Annotated in this window: 14 protein-coding genes; 3 read left to right on the top strand and 11 right to left on the bottom strand. The window is 60.4% G+C overall.

Going from position 1 to position 19110, the window contains the following annotated elements:
- Positions 1–128: 128 nt before the first annotated feature.
- The 10 genes from FJ977_RS26710 to FJ977_RS26760 form a co-directional block, all read right to left on the bottom strand.
- Positions 129–473, bottom strand: a complete 345-nt coding sequence (locus FJ977_RS26710) for a hypothetical protein (RefSeq protein WP_140775141.1) — start codon at positions 471–473, stop codon at positions 129–131.
- A gap of 73 nt (positions 474–546) precedes the next feature.
- The gene (locus FJ977_RS26715; RefSeq protein WP_140775142.1) at positions 547–1068 is read right to left on the bottom strand and encodes a DUF1269 domain-containing protein; all 522 of its coding nucleotides are present in this window, start codon (positions 1066–1068) and stop codon (positions 547–549) included.
- A 206-nt stretch (positions 1069–1274) separates the two neighbouring features.
- Positions 1275–2954, bottom strand: a complete 1680-nt coding sequence (locus tag FJ977_RS26720; RefSeq protein WP_140775143.1) for an alpha/beta-hydrolase family protein — start codon at positions 2952–2954, stop codon at positions 1275–1277.
- A 197-nt stretch (positions 2955–3151) separates the two neighbouring features.
- Positions 3152–3694 carry a DUF308 domain-containing protein gene (locus FJ977_RS26725; RefSeq protein WP_140775144.1) on the bottom strand — a complete coding sequence of 181 codons (543 nt, stop codon included), beginning with the start codon at positions 3692–3694 and terminating at the stop codon, positions 3152–3154.
- Between the two features lie 670 nt (positions 3695–4364).
- Complete coding sequence (locus tag FJ977_RS26735; RefSeq protein ID WP_140775146.1) at positions 4365–7523, bottom strand: efflux RND transporter permease subunit; 3159 nt, start codon at positions 7521–7523, stop codon at positions 4365–4367.
- A complete protein-coding gene (locus FJ977_RS26740) occupies positions 7520–8656 on the bottom strand; it encodes an efflux RND transporter periplasmic adaptor subunit (RefSeq protein ID WP_140775147.1) in 1137 nt (378 codons plus the stop codon). Before FJ977_RS26740 ends, FJ977_RS26735 begins: the two co-directional genes overlap by 4 nt.
- A 22-nt stretch (positions 8657–8678) precedes the next feature.
- Positions 8679–9260 (bottom strand): HdeD family acid-resistance protein, encoded by a 582-nt coding sequence (locus FJ977_RS26745; RefSeq protein ID WP_140775148.1) that lies wholly within the window; start codon positions 9258–9260, stop codon positions 8679–8681.
- Between the two features lie 20 nt (positions 9261–9280).
- On the bottom strand, positions 9281–9979 hold the full coding sequence (locus FJ977_RS26750; protein ID WP_246683344.1) for an MgtC/SapB family protein: 699 nt from the start codon (positions 9977–9979) through the stop codon (positions 9281–9283).
- Positions 9980–10116: 137 nt separating this feature from the next.
- Positions 10117–11559, bottom strand: a complete 1443-nt coding sequence (locus tag FJ977_RS26755; RefSeq protein WP_140775149.1) for an amidohydrolase family protein — start codon at positions 11557–11559, stop codon at positions 10117–10119.
- Between the two features lie 79 nt (positions 11560–11638).
- The gene (locus FJ977_RS26760; protein WP_140775150.1) at positions 11639–12832 is read right to left on the bottom strand and encodes a succinylglutamate desuccinylase/aspartoacylase family protein; all 1194 of its coding nucleotides are present in this window, start codon (positions 12830–12832) and stop codon (positions 11639–11641) included.
- A 461-nt stretch (positions 12833–13293) separates the two neighbouring features.
- On the opposite strand from FJ977_RS26760, the gene FJ977_RS26765 reads away from it, so the two are divergent.
- Positions 13294–14352: a helix-turn-helix domain-containing protein gene (locus FJ977_RS26765; protein WP_140775151.1), complete on the top strand. Its 1059-nt coding sequence runs from the start codon at positions 13294–13296 to the stop codon at positions 14350–14352.
- A 121-nt stretch (positions 14353–14473) separates the two neighbouring features.
- Here FJ977_RS26765 and FJ977_RS26770 read toward each other — a convergent pair whose 3' ends face one another.
- On the bottom strand, positions 14474–15904 hold the full coding sequence (locus tag FJ977_RS26770; RefSeq protein ID WP_140775152.1) for a basic amino acid/polyamine antiporter: 1431 nt from the start codon (positions 15902–15904) through the stop codon (positions 14474–14476).
- A gap of 265 nt (positions 15905–16169) precedes the next feature.
- Between FJ977_RS26770 and FJ977_RS26775 the strand changes: the two genes are divergently transcribed.
- The gene (locus FJ977_RS26775; protein WP_140775153.1) at positions 16170–17603 is read left to right on the top strand and encodes a basic amino acid/polyamine antiporter; all 1434 of its coding nucleotides are present in this window, start codon (positions 16170–16172) and stop codon (positions 17601–17603) included.
- 18 nt (positions 17604–17621) lie between these two features.
- Entirely contained in the window at positions 17622–18866 is a 1245-nt protein-coding gene (locus tag FJ977_RS26780) for an arginine deiminase (protein WP_140775154.1), read from the top strand.
- The last annotated feature ends 244 nt before the right edge of the window (positions 18867–19110 follow it).

Genomic DNA, 19110 nt, shown 5'->3' on the forward strand with positions numbered 1-19110 from the left:
GCGGCCAGTTGGAGAAGCGTCCCCATTTGGCAATCGCAGGCTGGTTCGCCCATTGCCCGACGCTGCCGTTGGGGCCGATACGGCGAGGCCAATGCCGTCGACCAGCGTCGAGCTTCTGTATCGCGGCTCTATCGAGGAGAACCATTCGTGCCCCGGGCAAGCCGGGCAATGCAGATTGCAATGATGCCGCCCAGAAGTCCGGCAACACCCACACCGATCAATATTTCAAATGTGAACCCGCCGGAGCCACGTGACAGGGCGTCAAAAGCACCTCCCATATAGCCGACGAAGCGCGCCAGGCCTGGAAACAGCGTGGCAAGAAGTGTCAGAATCAAGCCTCCAAGCGCGCCGATGGCGGCGATGGATTTCCATCCAAAACCGATCCCGCGCCACAGCCGGGCCACGGCCATGGCGCCGGCGGCTCCGCAAACCGCCTCGAATAGAAGCAGGATCGCTATTTCAGGACCGGACATGTCAAATCAATGCGGCCCGACACGCAGGGAAGCCGGAGGCCGCACCCTGGAAAAATTACGACGCTGCGGGCCATCAGGTGCTTGAGCCGGATTCCTGGCCGGCCGCCGCCGACGCACGCTGAAGTGCGTCGCGCAGGACTTGCTCCTTGGTTTCGTCCAGGGATGTCTTGAGCACCACCCCACCGAAACCCTGGATTTCCTTGAGCACCTTGTCTGCCGTCATTTCCTGGACGAGGACGAAAAGCGCGGCGTTGCCGGGCTGGATGCTGGTCGACAGATCGCGCATGAACGCATCGTTGATGCCAACATCGGTCAGGGCGCCGCCAAGGGCCCCTGATGCGGCGCCGACGGCAAGGCCGACCAGCGGATTCAGGAAGAGGAGACCGACGAGCATTCCCCAGAAGCTGCCGGAGATCGCGCCCGTGGCGGTCGTATTCATCAGCTGGTTGAGCTTGATCGTGCCTGCTTCGGTTTTGGTCGGGATAACCGCGTCACCCAGCTTGATGATGTATTCCTTCTGCAATGTCAGAAGGAGCTGGCGCACTTCTTCAGCCTTGGTCTCGGTCGGATATACGATGACGATCAGGTCGGACATATGAACCCCCTAGGGTGAGACTCTACGCAGTCGAGGTTTCTTACACAGCCGAGACGCCGAAGGATTGAGCCGTAAATCCAGGCAATGTGCCGTCAGTCCCATTTTTACATCGGGCTCGGCGATTTTCCTGATGGGCGGCTTTTCGCACGGCATGTCTGATGAGCGTTTTGGACGCGGTTGCGGGGCGCTCTGCCGCACTGGTGCGGCTATCTTCCACTGCGCTGCGCGAGGTGTCGTTTCAACTGTTCTATCCGGTCGGCGGTCCAACCCTTGGGATCCGTCACGGCAAACCAGGCGTCGACATAGTGCTCGGGCGCGTAGACATGCCCGTAACCCATCGGCGTCGAGGTTGCCATGCCCATATCGAGCGCCAGTTGCAGCATCGTCACCACCGGATACCACCGCAATTGCGGTGACACATCAGGACCGCGCGGTGTGCTCATCCAGTCGGGGCGCCGGTAAAGATCCCGATAGTCGAAGAAGGTGATCGCATCGCTTGCATACTGCAGGTAGACGATGCGCATGGGCCCCCATCGTGTACCCGGCGCGACCGTCCCGCCATGCTGGTTCATGAAGCGGACAACCGAGCCGTCTCCGAACTGCGGCAGCCAGGCAGGCGACCCGGGGTTTCGCGCATCGGTGGCCCGCCGCCAAATCCTGCTTTCGAAAGGCGGCCCGCTCCACAAGGCACCTTGGATCGGATCGCCGAGTATCTCGAAGAGCTCAGCCGAACGTTCGGAATTCATCGCCCCAAGACTTAGTCCGTGCAGGTACAGTTTCGGCCGGTGGTCCTTCGGCAGGGTCGTCCAATAACCGTAGACGGCGGCGAACAGCGCCCTCGAAGCCTCCGCGCCATAGCCCGGCTGTACGAGCAGCGAGAGCGGGCTCGATAGATAGGAATATTGCATGGCGACGCTCGCCACGTCGCCATGGTGCAGGTATTCAACCGCGTCCATCGCCGAGGGATCGACCCAGCCGGTCCCCGTCGGCGTGATGACAATCAGCACCGAGCGGTCAAAACCGCCAACGCGTATCAGTTCGTCGAGGGCCAGCTTCGCGCGCTGTTCGACAGTATCGCTTGCCCCAAGCCCGACATAGACCCTGATCGGCTCGAGCGCAGGTGCTTGGGTAAAGGCCTGGATTTCTGCCGCGCTGGGGCCGGTCGCGACGAATTCGCGGCCCGCTCGTCCAAGTTTCTCCCAAGCGACCAATGAGGCCGCGCTGCCTGTCTTGAGCGGGGAGGTTGGGCGCACCCGGTCGGGTTCGATGAGCGCGTCGAACGCTGCAAAGGACGAGTCGAGAAGATGCAGCGCTGTGCGGATGAGAAGGCCGTTCGCGATCGTCCAGAACAATAGGGCGCTCACGGTGAAGCCGATCACCTGCGAGATCCGCGGCGGCACGAAACGGCCGACGGCGTTCGACGTGAAGCGCAAGACAGCCTTGAAGAGGCGGGCCAACACAATGAGTGCCACAAAGGCGATGACCGCGATCACGCAGACTTCGAACGGGTGGGCGCTGGTCACCGGTTCGAGCCCCATCAGCCCGCGGATCGAGTTCTGCCACTCGGTCGTTCGCCATAGGAAGGACAAGGCGATGACGGTGCAAACCAGCGCCGAGGCGATCTTGAGCCATCTCTGGACGCGGCCATTGGGTTCCGGCAGTTGCATGTATTGCCAGAGCCACCGCCAGGCGACCCCAATCCCATATCCGGCTGCAAAACAGGCGCCGGAGAGAATACCTTGTGTCACATAAGTTCGGGGAACGAGCGTAGGGGTTAGCGAGGCCACGAAGAACAAGGTGCCTAGGACAACGCCTCCGGCGGAAAGCGAGCGCAAGAACCTCACCAGGAGGTCGGCAGATAGCCGCGTTGCAACGAATGCTACCATGCCTGTGTTGCCAGTTTTACTTTGTCGAATAGAGGAGGTGTTCGGCGGAGAACACTCGAGTATCTCAAGATACAGTTCGGAACGTCGAAATCAATTCACAGTCAACGCCCCATTATCGCGTCAGGAGAGACCGTGCAAGCAGCCGTGCCGTGGCGCCCATGCATCGCTTGGCTGCGACAGTGCCAAATCAACCACGCTTATGCCGAGACCGCCGGTCGGCCACCAGCCGCCAGCCACCCGAGTCCGTGGGCTACGAGGTCGATACCCAAAAGTGCCCCTATCACCCAAATTCCGGTTGACGGCCATCCAAGCAGTATCAGGAGGCCCGCGGCCAGGCCGAACAAGCCGGACACAAACATCAGCCGCCTGCCGCTACGCAAGTAGCGGTTTCCCAACAATATTCTTCCAATCCCTGAAATCAAAAGCGCGACCCCCAAAATCCACGTGAGGATCGCAGATCCAAGAGCGGGTATGCCGATCAGCACACATCCGAAAATGACGTACAGGATGCCGAGAAACGTCTGCCACAGAAAACCACGCCATCCTCCGGCCCATACGGCCATGGCGATCTCAACGAACCCCGCGCATATGACGATGACGCCAAGAAGAAGGGTACTTATGGTGGTGGCAAGCGTCACGTCGGCCAGGACGAAGAAACCCGCAAGGATAAACACCACTCCTATGGCCGAATTGGCGGAAGCGGATCGCGCCGGCTGTTCAGCGGTCGACGGGTTCGTCATTGTCTATGGCTTCCCGACTTCCTTGAATGCGACGCCACTCACCAACGGACACGGCGTATATCCACGACGCGAGCCGTTCGGGAATTAAGCGTCACTTCAAATCGGCCGCCGGCACGGCGTGTATGATACTTGAAAAATGGCCCGCGGCAGCTCACGCGGCGGACATCTCGGAAGCCACGATTCTGGAGCAGCCTCTGACCTTGGCCACACGTGATCGCTCTGCCGTTGTTGAGGCTGGAGCCGACCGGCATGTTGAACGCCGCCACCTCCGCGAATGAGGGAACCGCGGTCGGCACCGTAAGGCTGATCGCGACTGCCAGAGCCGCCAGGGAATTTCTGAACATGTTCGTTCTCGCCACGAAAGTATTGTGAGAACCATCAGTTCACAGGCCGCTGCGATGTCAACAAGCTGGCAAGGTGCCTTGGTGCTTTAGGGACGCCAGGCCAAGGATCTGGACTATTTGTCCATGTTTGGCGGCCAGGAAGACTGTGGTCGGCGGGCTGTTACGAATTGCTGGTGGGGACCTTCGCCTGTTGTGCCGGGAGCGGAGATCGAAGAAGCCCAGCGCGTGGCGAATTTAGGCAGGCTTGTGCGACCACGGCCTAACCCGTTTTAGATCACGTCAAACCGTTGGCGCTGGTTCTTCCTGCAGACCGTCTACCGACACATTCACTGGCGTGGATTGATCGAATTTTGTTGAGCATGATCTCGTGACGCCCTCAGTGACAGGCGTTCGGTTGCTGTCTGGACAAGAAAGTAGATCCCAGGAACGATCAACAAGCCGATCGTCGTGGCTGCGATCATGCCTCCAAAGATTGTAACGCCAACAGCCCGCCGCGCACCTGCGCCGGCGCCTGTCGACACGACAAGGGGAATGATTCCGAGAATGAAGGAGACCGCTGTCATCATGACGGCCCTGAAGCGCTGCTCGGCCCCGGTCCGCGCGGCCTGCATTATGCTGAGGCCTTCAGCACGCCGCTCCTTGGCGAATTCGACGATCAGGATGGCATTTTTCGCCGCCAGCCCGATCAGCAGCACAATGGCGATCTGCACGTAGAGGCTGTTCTGCAATCCAAAGGCCCTCAACGCCGCCACGGCGCCAAAGAGAGCGGCTCCGAGCGAAAGAATGACGACCAACGGAAGCGACCAGCTCTCATACTGAGCGACAAGGAAGAGATAGGCGAACAGGAACGCCAGCGCGAAGACCAGCCCCTCCTGGCCACTGCCGCGGCGCTCCTGGAACGACAGTCCCGACCACTCGAAGCCATAGCCGTTCGGCAACACCTGGGCGGTCGTCTTCTCCATGGCATCCATGGCCGCGCCGCTGCTGCTTCCAGGCGCCGTAATGGCGTTTATAGGCGCGGCAACCGACAGATTGTAACGCTGAATGGCGAACGGCGACAGGATGGTCGTCAACGACGCCAGATTATTCAATGGCACCATGGTGCCGTTCCGGCTGCGCACGTGCAGCTTGAAGATGTCCTCCGCATGGGCGCGGAAATCTGCATCCGCCTGCAGATTGACCTGGAACACGCGGCCATTGAGCGTGAAATCATTCACATAGCGCGATCCGAAGGCCGCGCCGATGGCGGAATAGACGTCCGACACGCTTACCCCAAGCGCCTCGGCGCGCGTCCTGTCGACGTCGACATAGACCTGCGGGACATTCGCGCTGAAGGTGGTGGCGGCGCCGCCGAGCTCCGGCAGGTGATTGAAGGCGCCGAGCAGGGCGCCGACGACCTGGGCGATCTCTTGCGGCGGCTGTCCTTCAAGCGCCTGCAGGCGGAAGTCCAGGCCACCGACCGAGCCGATGCCGGCAATCGCCGGCGGAGCGAAGACGGCGACGTTCGCGCCCGGGATTTGGGAAAACTTCATCCGCAGCGCCTGCAGGATGCCGGCAAGCTGCAGCTCCTTGGACGTGCGCTCATCCCACGGCTTCAGCGCCGCTACCGCCATTGCGCCGCTCGGCGAACTCGTCGACTGAAGGATGCTGAACCCCGCAACCGTTATGACGTCCTGCACGCCGCCAGTGTCGGCGAGAATCTTGCGCACATCCTCCACGATGGCCTTCGTTCGATCGAGCGATGCGGCATTCGGCAACTGGATGTCGACGAACAGCGCGCCCTGGTCCTCGTCGGGCAGGAAAGTCGACGGTAGTGCGATGAAGATCAGATAGGCGGCGACAAAACAGGCAAGCAGTCCCGCCAGCGGTACATACCAATGCCCCACCAGAAACCCGACGAGCCGTCCATAGCCGTCGCGCGTCTTGTTCATGAATCCCGTGAACCAGGCCAGCGGGCCACGTTTGAAATAGCCCACATCGCGCCGCAGAAGCAGTGCGGCCAGCGCGGGACTCAAGGTCAAGCCGACGAAAGAGGAGATCACCAGCGCCGAAGACAAAGTCACAGCGAACTGTCGGTAGAGCTGGCCGCCTATGCCGCCGAGAAACGCCGTCGGCGTCACCACGGCAAGCAGCACCAGGGTCGTGGAAATGATCGGCCCGGTGATCTGATGCATCGCCTTGCGCGTGGCGTCGGCGACCCCGATGTCAGGCGTATCGTCCAGCACATGCTTGACGTTTTCGACAACGAGGATGGCATCGTCCACCACCAGGCCGATCGCCAGCACCAGTGCCAGAAGGGAAATCATGTTCAGCGAATAGCCGGCGGCAAACAGCACCGCCACGGCGCCCAGCATGGAGACGGGAATGGCAAGTGCCGAGATGAATGTGGCGCGCCAATCCTGCAGGAACACATAGGTGACGGCGAGCACGATCAGGAATGCTTCAAGCAGGGTTCTGGTCGTCAGCGAGATGCTGGCATTCACGAAGCGGGTCGCATCGTAGACGATGTGATATTGCATGCCCTTCGGGAAGCGTGACGAAAGGCGCTCCAGTTCGGCGCGGACCGCCGTTGCGGTCTGGATAGCGTTGGCGCCGGGAGACTGATTGACCTGCATCATCGCCGACGCGTGTCCGGCGAAGCTGGCACTCGAAGCGTAGCTTAGCGCTCCAAGTTCGAGCCGGGCTATGTCGCGCAGGTAGACCTTGGCCCCCGAGGGCCCTGTGCGCACGACGATGTCGCCGAAGTCCTCGGCACTCCTCAGCCGCCCCTGCGCGACCAGCGTGTATTGCAGTTCCGAGCCTTGTGCCTGCGGCGGCGCGCCGGCCTGCCCGAGCGTGGCCTGGATGTTCTGTCGTTGGATGGCGGCGGAAACGTCATCGGGCGTCAACCCGAGCGCGTCCATGCGCTGCGGATTGAGCCACACCCGCATTGAGTATTCCGAGGCTCCGGCAACGGAAGCTTCGCCCACGCCCGGCACGCGCGATATCGCGTCAGCGACCGTAGTGGTGATGAAATTCGTGATCGCCAGAGCATCGAGACTGTCGTCCGGAGAATAGAAAGCGATGCCCAGAACGAAATCCGGCGAGCGCGCACGCACGGACACCCCTTGCTGGGCGACTGCCGCCGGCAGGCGCGAAATCGCCAGCTGGGCGCGGTTCTGCACGTTGATCTGCGCCGACTCTGGATCGGTTCCAACTTCGAAGGTCACCGACAGCGTGTACTGGCCGGCGTTGGAACTGGTGGACGACATGTACATCATGTGATCCACGCCGTTGATGGCCGTCTCGAGAGGGCCGCCGACCACGTCGGCGATCACTTCCGCGCTTGCTCCCGGGTAGGAAGCCGACACGGTGACCGTCGGAGGCGTAATCTGCGGATATTGCTGTATCGGCAGGGAAAACACCGCGATCGCACCAGCGATCGAAATGAGGATCGAGATGACGATCGCAAGCCTTGTGCGGTGGATGAAGAGATCGGAGATCATGGCGCGCGCTCCGCTTCGCGTGGTGTGACCTGCTGACCATCGGAGATGCGTTGCAACCCCTCGATGACGATTGTTTCGCCGCCCTTCAATCCGCTAGTCACCGCCCACCGATTGTCGATGCGCGCGCCGGTCGTGATCACCTGCCTGGTCACGGTATTGTTGTTGAGCACGAAGACGAACTTGCCCTGGCGGTCCTGAAGAACGGACGCCATCGGCACCAGTGGCAAATCCTTGGCCGCCTCGTCGACGACGGTGAGCCGGACGAACTGGCCAGGCGTCAATATGTGGTCGGGGTTGGGAAACAGCGCGCGGACGGCCACGGTCCCGGTCTGCAGGTCGACCTCGTTGTCGATGAACTGCACCCGCCCCGGCGAAGCGTATTGCGTGCCGTTGGCGAGCGACAGGCTCAGGTGGAACTGGTTCCGATCGATGCTCTGCCCGCCAGCGAGTTTCTGCCTGATGTCGACCAAGGTGCTGTCGGCGATCGAGAATGCGACGCGGACAGGGTCGAGTTGCACGATGCGCGCCAACGGTCCGGAGCCAGGCCCTACGAGATTTCCGGGCGTCGCCAGCGAGCGGCCGATGGTCCCGTCAATGGGCGACTTGATCTGGGCGTAGGAAAGATTGAGTTCGGCCGTGTTGAGGGCTGCATTGGCGCTTTGGACGTCCGCTGCGGCGACGTCGAATGCAGCCTGCGCGTCATCCAACGTGGCCTGCGGAATGGTCCTGCGGTTGAACAGGTCCCTGGCGCGTGACAGGCTTTGTTGTGCGGCGTTGCGCGTGGCTTCCGTCCTGGCCACCTGCGCCTGCGCGGACATCAGTGCCGCCGACAGCTGATCCGGCTCGATTTCGAAAAGCAGGTCGCCTTCCTTCACGCCCTGGCCTTCCGAGAACTTGACCGCCTTCAACAGGCCGGAGACGCGTGCTTGTATGTCGACCGCCTCGATCGCCTCGACCTGCGCATTATACGTCAGCGGCGGGCTTGCCGGGCCGGACAGAACTTTTTCCACCACCACCGGCACTGCCGCCGCCGGCTGCACGGTCTGCGCATGCGCCGTACCCGTGAAGCCGGCCACTCCGACCAGGAATGCGGCCGCCACGACCGCGGGTCGAAAATCGAAACTGCTTCCCATAGCGGATCCTCGCATCCAGTTCTCAAGACAAAATCTTCGTCTTGCGCACGCTCAGCGCAATGACGAGATACGCCAGTCCAGCAATCATCAGGGAGAAGCCGGCCACAAGGCCGGTTGGCATCTCTCGGACCATTGGCCACTTCAGAATAATGGATAGACTTGCCAGTACGGCAACGGCACCGGAAATGACGAACCAATACCATCGGCTCGCCTTCCTGACCTCGATTGCTATTATTATTTGAAGAATTCCGTGGACGAATAATACGAAAGCTATGAACAGCGATATCGCGGCTGAAGCCTTTACAGGATTGAAGTAAATCATGATACCGCCAATGAGCTCGAAGAAACCGGTCAGCTCCTGCCATACGAAACCGGTCCAGCTTTTGATCCAAAGGGACTGTATAACCTTGGTGACGCCAACCCCGATCAGGGCGACGGCGAACACGACACTGGACGCGAAATTGGAAACGGCCGGAACCGCGACGGAAAATACTCCGCCCGCCAGCAAGAGGACCCCAAACAGCAGAAACCTGCGCCATTTGCCTTGCTCGGTTTCGGCTCTTTCGGATGCCGTCGCAGGGGATTGGTCTGGATTTCCTGTCATCTTCCCGCTCCGCGCGCGTTCTAGATGTCGGTCTCGCGCCCGACGAAATGAACAATTTCTTTCATGGCCAAGAACCCGATCAGGGCGTCAATAGATTTTTCTTCTCCTTTTTCAGGGGCAACGGAGACGTGTATTTCCGAAAGACCTTTATCCTCATTGGTGTCGCTATCCATGGACATAAGTCTAAGGTTTTTCATTGCTACCGCCTGAATGACTGAAGACTTCACGACATCCGATTTTTGCAGGTCGCACTGTATTTTTATAAGATAAATTCTCTCGCTATCCGCGGGCAGGGCAGAGTATCCCGCCACGTGAAGAGCAAGCCGGGGAAGGAAAATATTCGACAAGATCACGAACAAGGTTGTCTCTGCCGCGAGCAGCAAGAAGCCGTAGCCGACAAACACCCCCACGGCTCCAGTGCTCCAGACTGTAGCGGCCGTGCTCAGCCCCTTTATGCTGGTGCCATCCCTCATGATCAGGCCGGCACCCAGAAAGCCGATGCCCGTCACCACCTGAGATCCCATGCGCAGATCCAGTTCCAGACCAAGCGCGCCGGGCAAGGATGCATAAGACGCGGCGCCCAGCGCAACCAGGGCATGGGTCACGAGCCCGGTATGGCGCTGCTTGTATTGGCGCTCCACGCCGATCATAAGTCCAAGCAGCAGCGATAGCGCCAGCTTCAGCATGATCGAATGCGCTGCTATCAGATCGGCCATCATTGGCGGCGCCGATGCCTGACATCACGGCCAGCCGGGGACGAGGCCCTCAGCGATCGCTTGTTCGTCAAGGCCATGAAGTCAGGATGGATTGACTGGACGCCGCGCGGTGAGTGCAGCATATGCGGTTCCGCCGCTGCTCACAGGATGTTCTTGTGCAGTCGACCGTCCTTCACGATCACCGTGAAGTTCTTCTGCGGGTCTTCAAGCAGCCTGATGTCGTCGACCGGGTTGCCATCGACCACGAGCAGGTCCGCAAACGCACCCTCCTCGATGACACCGATCTTGCCAGGATATGGATTGCGGAGATTGGAGAGGCCAAGCAACTCGGCATTGACCGATGTCGCTATCTGCAGGACCTCGGCATTCTTGTACCAATTGGCCAGATGCGTGAGCATGACATTCTGGCGTGGCCCCAGTTCGGGCGAGAACAGCACGTCGGAACCCCACCCTGTCTTGATGCCGTACTTGCGGACAAAATCGTATACCCTTGGCGTTCCGGCGAAGAGCTGCTTGGCGCGCTCGACGCCTGGTCCGCTTGCCGATGCGGCATCTTCCATCGTCAGGAAGGGCTGCATGCTGAGCCACACGCCCTTCTCCGCGATCATCCTTGCCGTTTCCTCGTCCATCAAATGGCCGTGTTCGACGCAGGTCACGCCAGCGGCCAGCGCACGCTGCACGGCGCGGGGGGTATAGGCGTGTACGGTGACGTAGGTATTCCAATCCTGCGCGACCTCGACGCCGGCCCGAAGCTCATCTTCACTGAAGGTGACCATGTCCAGAGGACTGCGCGGCGACGACACGCCGCCACCGCCCACCAGCTTGATCTGCGATGCGCCCTGGAGAAGCTGTTCTCGTATGCGCATCTTCAGGTCATCGATACCGTCGACGATGGCCGATCCGCCCAGCAATTCGCCTTTGCTGAGCTTGCCGCCGTCACGCGGAATCTCGCTTGGCAGTCGAAGATCGCCATGCCCTCCGGAAGTCGTGATCATCGCGCCAGCCGGGAAAATGCGCGGACCGGGAATCATTTCGGCATCTATGGCCTGCTTGAACGAGAAGGACGGGCCTCCCAAATCGCGAACGGTGGTGAACCCGCGCATCAAGGTGCGATCCGCCTCGGCCGTGGATGCGGCGAAGATGATGCCAGGATCGCCATTCAGCAGAATGTTCAGGGGAACCGCCGCGAAAATCGTATGCCAGTGGGCATCAATCAGACCCGGCATAAGCACGCCATTGCGGCAGCCGACCACCCTTGCGTCGCTCGGCGCAGGCGCGTTCGTCATATCGATGCCGGAAATCCTGTTGTTCTCCACCAGGATTTGAGCGCCATCCTTCACCGTGCCCGATTTGCCGTCGAAAAGCCGAACCTCGCGAAACAGGATCTTGGAGGGAGGCGCGGCCGTCTGCGCGAACACAGGCTTGGCCAGCACGCCGGCAATGGTCGTGGCCCCAAGACCGGAAAGAAAACTGCGCCGCGAAAAGGCTTCCAGGCGACGGGAAGCCTTTTGAAGGTCGGGGTTGAAGCAGCCGCAACCGGAACTGTGAACGAGGTGACCGTACTTGGAGCCTAGCCGCAGCATGTCTTTTGCTTTCGGTTGAGCGACACTGGCACCTGCCGGGCGGCGCTTCGTGTCGCTGTTCTTGTTGTTTCAGATCCCGTCACTCGACCAGCACGTCTCCGCCGACAGGATTGGCGCTGTCGAAGATGAGGAATACGATCGGATTTCCCGGCTCGGCTGTTGCATCGGTGCGCCTAGCGCCGACTTCGCCGCCGAGAGACACGGAATATTCCGCGACGATTTCACCGAAGGTGTTCCTCTGGACGGCAACTTTCTGTCCGGGCCGAACGGTTTCATTGAGTTCGACCAACAATTCGACGAAACCGCCATGCGTCGCGATCACGGGAAACATGCCGTCCGCGACGAAAACGTTCGTATCCTTGCTGGTTTTGCCGATAGGGCCTGAAATTATTCCGTGATGCTTGATGACGTTCATCGTCCCTTCGACGAACAGGGCGATCTTATCGTGATCGAAGACCCGCGGCTTGCCGATTTCGGGCGTGAAGGCCGGAATGCCGGCATCGATGAGGGCATTGGCAAGAAGGCCATGCTCACCCAAATTGTCGAAAATCTGGTCGACCGGATAGAGCTCCGCCATCGCCCGCACTTCGGGGAATTCCATGCGAGCAAGGTGGAAGGCCGTCGCGTCCATGCCCGTGGCTGCTGTATGGAAATCGATCCCGTAGTCGAGGTTTGGCCGCAGAAGCCGGTTGAATACGAGGCCGGCGTGGCGCGACGGCGCGTCGGGCGCGCCTTCATTGCCAGGGAACAGCCGGTTGATGTCGATCAGGTCGATCCCGCGCCCCGAACTCGGCCATCTCCGTTCCATGCCCTCCATTGCGGGGCGCGAAATGTCGAATGCCGCCACCACGGATCCCGACATCGCGGCCGGATCGAGCTCACGCATGACGGATTGCACGGTGTGAATAGGGCTCATTTCATCGCCATGCACGCCGCACATCAGTCCCAGGCGTTTGCCCGGCGCGGCCCCCTTGGCGACCATCACCGAGACGTACCAGTGCTGGCCGGTCGGCATTTGGACGCCCTGGAAATAAAAGCTGTGCTTGCCTGGTTCCAGATCAGAGATGTCAAGCGAACTGATGACCTTCTTTCCGTCGATGACATCGCCGGTGTAGACGGTTCCCGACGTGCTGGCGGGGGACGCAGTCGCAGGTGCCGAGCCCGTTTGTGCCTGCGCCGGTCCGGCCATGAGCGCAGCGGCAGCGCCGATCGTGGCGACCGATGCGATCATGAAGTCCCGACGACCGAGGCCCTCGCTGGGTTCATTCGCCATGGCTGTGTCCCTTGCCGATCAGGATCATGCTGCGGATCTCGCGGTGACGCCTACAAGGGCGGCCAGATCATCTCTGCCGATCCCCGTTGAGCGCATGGTGTTCGGGCATTAGTCCACCGGACGTTTCAGGGAGTACAGCCTCAGACAAGAAAAATGGACTGGTGGTCTATGATTGGGATGCTTTGCATACTGAAAGGACAGCCCCCGCAACTCATGTGAAAGCGCCGGGTGCGATACAACCGCCTCGGCGGCTTCGATGCACGCGATCAGGATCGGTCCGCGGATCAGCCAGCAGATCAATCAGAAAGGCCGGATAACAGCTTAACGATTGGTTAGTGTGATTTCGATGCTGCGAAACTGGCAGGCGCTACATTAGCCCCCGGCAACTGGTCTGCTTGAGGCGGCTAGGCTATTATGAAGAAGACGTGATCCGTGTTGCAGCAATAAGACGGAGAGTTGTCATGGATGCCAAGGATGATGCCGCCGGGCGATCCGGAAAAGCAGATGACGAGCCCCTGCAATGCGTCGTCGACATGGACACTTCCTCGGCACCACCCGCCGAGCAATTCGACCTGTTTCGAAGCTGGCATCAAGGTGTTGCCGACGCTGAACTTCTGCAAGACCAGAGCCATTCGTTTCCAGCACATGAAACAGTGTGGGATTTGGGAACGTTGGGTGTCATGTTCCTCGAATTGCCCGGTAATGCCTACCTCTGTCGCTGGCGCTGGCGGCACTTGAAAAACCCCTCGGTAGACAATTGGTATTTGAGCCTGCCCCTATCCAAGGGCAGGCATCCTGGAAATTGGCAGGTCGTGAAAACGACCCTGCAATCTTTCGCAGAGCCCTACGAATGCATGATGGAGGATGATGCCCTCCTTGCGCTTTTCTTGCCCCGCGATCTGCCATTCATCCAATCATCCAGGATCGAAATTCGCGAGGAGTCGAAACGCTTCTTGGCGGACTATGTGCTGCTCTTGTACCGCTCGCTTCCCGATCTGAAAGCGGTGGACATACCGCACATTGCCACCGCGACCACCAATCTGCTGGCCGCGTGCCTGTTGCCATCGCATGAGCGCGTCACCGAGGCACAGCGTGTGATAGACGCAGTGATCGTCGAGCGCGCCGCCAAGATCATTGCAAAAAACCTGAGCGATCGGAACTTGACACCCGACAGGCTTTGCCGCGACCTCGGCGTGTCCCGCTCCCGCCTCTACCGGATATTTGAATCCGCTGGAGGTGTTTCGAATTATATTCGCCACAAACGTCTCATCAAGACACGCGATATACTTGCTGACAGCCTGGATGGACGACCGATCTCCACCGTTGCCGGGGAATGGGGCTTCACGGATCCATCGGCATACAGCCGGATGTTCAGGAAGGAATTCGGCATCACGCCAAAGGAGGCACGCGCGGAAGGCTGGCGAGGTGCTCAGGCCGCGACCTTGCAGCACATCGGTCATGCCGAGAGCAGGGCACACACGTTGAGCGGTCTTCTGCTGCGAAACAGCTTTGGACCCTAGAGAGATTCCAGCAAAAGTGTGATCGGTTTCCCCGGGAAAAGCGCGTAGCGCTTTCCCTGGGGAATTGCGTTGAAACAAAGAGATGGAGCGTTTTACCGTTTCCGTGAAACGGTGAAACGCCCTAGACCGCGATGAGGCCGGCAAGGATGCCGTAGATTGCCGCGACCGCGCCAAGCGCGGCGACGGCGAACATCCCCATCTCGACCGGAGTAAATATCCTCTGCCCGCGTTCCTTGCGAGCCATGATAAAGAGGATCGTACCCGGTCCGTAGATGGCGGCCGAGAGCAGCAGGTGCTTGGCGCTGGCGGCGTATATGAGACCGGCGGTATACACCAATGCTATTGCTGCCCTTGCGAAATCGACGCGCCGCGCCGCTGGGTCGTTCTCGTAGCTCTCACCACTCCATGCAAGCTTGAACCCGTAGGCGGCGACGAGAAGGTAAGGGATGAGGATCATGGAACTCGTCAGCTCAAGCGCGAGCCTGAAGGCCTGTTGAGCAAAGAGCGTGAGGATCAGGAAGACCTGCACGACCGTGTTGGTCAGCCAGAGCGCGCTCGACGGCACGCCATGCTTGTTCTTGTGTGCAAGAAAACGCGGCATGGTCTGGTGATGTGATGCGGTGAACAGGATTTCGGCGGCCAGCAGCACCCAGGATAGATAGGCGCCGGCAACGGAGATCAGCAGGCCGAAGCTGACGAACTTGGCGCCCCATGGTCCGACCACCGCCTCCAATACGCCGGCCATGGATGGATTGCGCAGCGCTGTCAGCTCGGGACGAAGCATGATCCCGTAGGACAGGATGGTCACCAGCACGAGCAGACACAGCACGCCGAGGAAACCAAGAAGCGTCGCGACCCCAACATCCCCGCGGTTGCGTGCGTAACGCGAATAGACGCTCGCGCCTTCGATTCCGACAAAGACGAATACGGTCACCAGCATCGTCCCGCGAACCTGGCTCGCGATGGCGCCAACGCTGACTTCTTCCCCGCCCCAGAAATTGGCTGTGAAGATATCGGCCCTGAAGCCGTAGATGACGAAAACGATAAAGAGAAAGATCGGAATGATCTTGGCGTAGGTAACGACGGTATTGATCGCCGCCGCTTCCTTGACGCCGCGCAGGACCAGCGAATGCACGATCCACAGAAGCATCGAGGAAATGACGATCGCCGTGACGGTATTGCCGTCGCCAAACACAGGAAAGAAAAGCCCTAGCGTCGACTTTATCAGCACGAAATAAGAGACGTTGCCGAGAACAGCGGCAGACCAGTAGCCGAGGGCCGAGAGGAAGCCGAGATAGTTGCCAAAGCCGGCCTTGGCATAGGCGTATACGCCCGCGTCGAGATCTGGTTTGCGAAGCGACAAGGTCTGGAAGACGAACGCCAGCATCAGCATGCCGACGCCGGCAATGGCCCAGGCGATCATGGCCCCGAACGGGCCGGTTTCGCGGCCGAAGGCCTGTGGCAACGAGAAGATGCCCGCGCCGACCATCGAACCGACGACCATGGCCGTCAGGGTCCATATCGAGAATTTCTGCTGAACGGCTGAGTTCATCGAATGGATCAACAATTCCTTTGCCGATGGACCGTTCAGGAGGCCTCTTTGTCACGCCCGCAACCTAGCCCGAGTCTGACGCCCATGTGATTGGCATAAAATCCCGCCAGTATACCTGACGTCCCAAACCTTTCCCGTGGCTCGTGTAACCGGTTGCCGACGTCCGGATTTACTGCTTCTGATCATACATAACCTTGCTGGATCGAGACGTGTCGGCGAGGCGTCCGATCGCGAACTCTGGTTCGCGCAGCCAGGAGAGAGGTCTATGGCTTCAAACGATAATCAGAAGCTTTCGCTGTTTGCGCTGACCAGCATGGTTGTGGGATCGATGGTCGGCGCGGGCATTTTCAATCTGCCTGGTCGGTTCGCGACCGCGACAGGTCCGTTCGGCGCGATCATCGCCTGGGCCATTGCGGGAACCGGCATGTACATGCTGGCGCGGGTGTTCCAGGCGTTGGCCGAGAAGAGGCCGGACATCGACTCAGGCGTCTTCGCCTATGCCAAGGCCGGCTTCGGCAACTACATGGGCTTCCTGTCCGCCTTCGGCTACTGGCTTGGCAGTTGCCTGGGCAACGTCTTCTATTGGGTGCTCATCGGCTCGACGCTTGGGCGGTTCTTTCCCGGGATATTTGGAGACGGCAGCAGCGCCATCGCGATCATCGTGTCGCTGATCGGCATCTGGGCTTTCCACTTCATGATCCTTCGCGGCGTCGAGCAGGCGACCTTCATCAACACCATTGTGACGATCGCCAAGATCGTGCCGATCCTGGTCTTCATCCTGCTCCTGATCTTCTTCTTCCATTTCGGGCAGTTCCGCGAGAATTTCTTCGGCGGGCTGGACATGCCGCCGAAGTCCCTGATCGCCCAGGTGCGCGACACGATGCTGATCACGGTCTTCGTCTTCCTTGGCATCGAGGGCGCCAGCGTCTATTCCCGCTTTGCCAAGGTGCGTTCGGACGTCGGCACGGCGACGATCCTCGGCTTCGTCGGCGTCACCGGCCTGATGGTGGCGGTCACGCTGCTGCCCTACGCGGCACTGCCGCAATCAGCCATCGCCGGTGTCCAGCAGCCGTCGATGGCCGGCGTTCTCGAGGCGGTCGTCGGTCACTGGGGTGCGGTCTTCATCTCGATCGGCGTTCTGGTCTCGGTGCTCGGCGCCTATCTGGCCTGGTCCCTCATCTGCGCCGAGGTGCTGTTCGCGGCGGCAAAGTCGCAGGACATGCCAAAGCTCTTCGCGGCGCAGAATGGCAACAGGGTTCCCGCCAACGCACTCTGGCTGACCAACATCGTCGTGTCGCTCTTCGTGATCTCCACCTACTGGTCCCGGGATGCGTTCAACTTCATGCTTGACATGACGAGCGTCACCGCGCTGCTGCCCTACCTGCTGGTGGCCGGCTACGGCATCCTGCTCGCCCGCAGCGGCGTTGGCTATGAAAAGACGCCGGATCAGCGCGGCCGCGACCAGATCTTCGCCTGGATCGCGGCGATATACACGATCTTCATGTTCGTCGCCGCCGGGCTCAAATACGTGCTGCTTGTCGCCGTCCTCTTCGTGCCTGGAACCATCCTCTATGTCTGGGCGCGGCGCGAGCAGAAATTGCAGCTGTTCACGCTCGCCGAACTTTTCGTGTTCGCCGTGACGCTCATCGCTGGCCTGATCGGAGCCTACGGGCTGCTGACAGGCGCCATCGCACCTTGAACAGAAGGCAGGAAGGTCATGACAAACAATACTCCATTCGGCGTTCATTCCGAGGTTGGGCAGTTGCGCAAGGTCATGGTGTGCGCCCCCGGCCGGGCCCACCAGCGACTGACACCCAGCAATTGTGACGCTCTCCTCTTCGACGACGTGCTCTGGGTGGACAATGCCAAGCGCGATCATTTCGACTTCATGACCAAGATGCGCGACAGGGGCGTCGAGGTGGTCGAGATGCATAATCTGCTGGCCGAGACGGTCGCCATTCCGGAAGCCAAGAAGTGGATCCTCGATCAGCAGGTCGTCCCGAACCAGGTCGGCCTCGGCCTGATCGACGAGGTCCGTTCCTATCTCGAGGGCCTCTCCAATCGCGACCTTGCCGAGACGCTGATCGGCGGGTTGTCGACCTTCGAATTCCCGGAAAACATCGGCGGCGAACAACTGGCGCTGATCCGTGACGCGGCCGGCGTCAACGAATATCTGCTGCCCCCGCTGCCGAACACGCTCTACACCCGCGATACCACCTGCTGGATCTATGGCGGTGTGACGCTGAACGCCCTGTACTGGCCCGCGCGCCACGAGGAGACCATCCTCACCACTTCGATATACAAGTTCCACCCCGACTTCGCCGGCAAGGTCAATGTCTGGTGGGGTGACCCGACCCAGGACTGGGGACTTGCCACATTCGAGGGCGGAGACGTCATGCCGATCGGCAAGGGCAACGTGCTTATCGGCATGAGCGAGCGCACCTCGCGCCAGGCCATCAGCCAGGTGGCGGCGGCCCTGTTCGAGAAAGGAGCTGCCGAGCGTGTGATCGTGGCGGCAATGCCCAAGCTGCGCGCGGCGATGCACCTCGACACGGTGTTCACCTTTGCCGATCGTGACTGCGTCCTGCTGTATCCGGACATCGTCGATGGCATCGATGCATTCTCCTATCGCCCCGACGGGAAGGGCGGCGTCGAACTCCACAAGGACAAGGGCAGTTTCGTCGAGACGGTGCGCGATGCGCTTGGTCTCAAGAAGATGCGCGTCGTTCAAACCGGCGGCAACGATTACATGCGTGAGCGCACCCAGTGGGACAGTGGCGCCAACCTTGTCTGTGCCTCGCCAGGCGTGGTGTTCGCCTATGACCGCAATACCTACACCAACACGCTGCTTCGCAAGGAAGGCATCGAGGTCATCACCATCACCGGCGCCGAACTCGGGCGTGGACGTGGCGGCGGTCACTGCATGACCTGTCCGATCATCCGCGACGCCGTCGATTATTGACCGTCAAGGACCAAGGCGCGGACGTTGTTGAGCCGGTCGAGGTGGGAACATGGCCCCACCTCGACACTCCCCGTGCCCAAGAGGCCGCGGCGGCATCCTGTCAACCCATAAGTGCGCGCGTCATCATCGGGCGGCCTCTGGCGTGCCCACGATCCCATCGTTTCGGGCTTGAGCTGGAGCCAGATGAATCAGAGACGGAGGACACATTTTTTGGATTTCCCGCTCATGTGCCTCCTGTTGAAAT

Source organism: Mesorhizobium sp. B2-1-3A (assembly GCF_006442655.1).
Classification (GTDB): domain Bacteria; phylum Pseudomonadota; class Alphaproteobacteria; order Rhizobiales; family Rhizobiaceae; genus Mesorhizobium.

Excerpts from the sequence above, each read along its gene's own strand:
- FJ977_RS26710 (WP_140775141.1), bottom strand. The coding sequence starts at position 473 with ATGTCCGGTCCTGAAATAGCGATCCTGCTTCTATTCGAGGCGGTTTGC.
- FJ977_RS26715 (WP_140775142.1), bottom strand. The coding sequence starts at position 1,068 with ATGTCCGACCTGATCGTCATCGTATATCCGACCGAGACCAAGGCTGAA.
- FJ977_RS26720 (WP_140775143.1), bottom strand. The coding sequence starts at position 2,954 with ATGGTAGCATTCGTTGCAACGCGGCTATCTGCCGACCTCCTGGTGAGG.
- FJ977_RS26725 (WP_140775144.1), bottom strand. The coding sequence starts at position 3,694 with ATGACGAACCCGTCGACCGCTGAACAGCCGGCGCGATCCGCTTCCGCC.
- FJ977_RS26735 (WP_140775146.1), bottom strand. The coding sequence starts at position 7,523 with ATGATCTCCGATCTCTTCATCCACCGCACAAGGCTTGCGATCGTCATC.
- FJ977_RS26740 (WP_140775147.1), bottom strand. The coding sequence starts at position 8,656 with ATGGGAAGCAGTTTCGATTTTCGACCCGCGGTCGTGGCGGCCGCATTC.
- FJ977_RS26745 (WP_140775148.1), bottom strand. The coding sequence starts at position 9,260 with ATGACAGGAAATCCAGACCAATCCCCTGCGACGGCATCCGAAAGAGCC.
- FJ977_RS26750 (WP_246683344.1), bottom strand. The coding sequence starts at position 9,979 with ATGATGGCCGATCTGATAGCAGCGCATTCGATCATGCTGAAGCTGGCG.
- FJ977_RS26755 (WP_140775149.1), bottom strand. The coding sequence starts at position 11,559 with ATGCTGCGGCTAGGCTCCAAGTACGGTCACCTCGTTCACAGTTCCGGT.
- FJ977_RS26760 (WP_140775150.1), bottom strand. The coding sequence starts at position 12,832 with ATGGCGAATGAACCCAGCGAGGGCCTCGGTCGTCGGGACTTCATGATC.
- FJ977_RS26765 (WP_140775151.1), top strand. The coding sequence starts at position 13,294 with ATGGATGCCAAGGATGATGCCGCCGGGCGATCCGGAAAAGCAGATGAC.
- FJ977_RS26770 (WP_140775152.1), bottom strand. The coding sequence starts at position 15,904 with ATGAACTCAGCCGTTCAGCAGAAATTCTCGATATGGACCCTGACGGCC.
- FJ977_RS26775 (WP_140775153.1), top strand. The coding sequence starts at position 16,170 with ATGGCTTCAAACGATAATCAGAAGCTTTCGCTGTTTGCGCTGACCAGC.
- FJ977_RS26780 (WP_140775154.1), top strand. The coding sequence starts at position 17,622 with ATGACAAACAATACTCCATTCGGCGTTCATTCCGAGGTTGGGCAGTTG.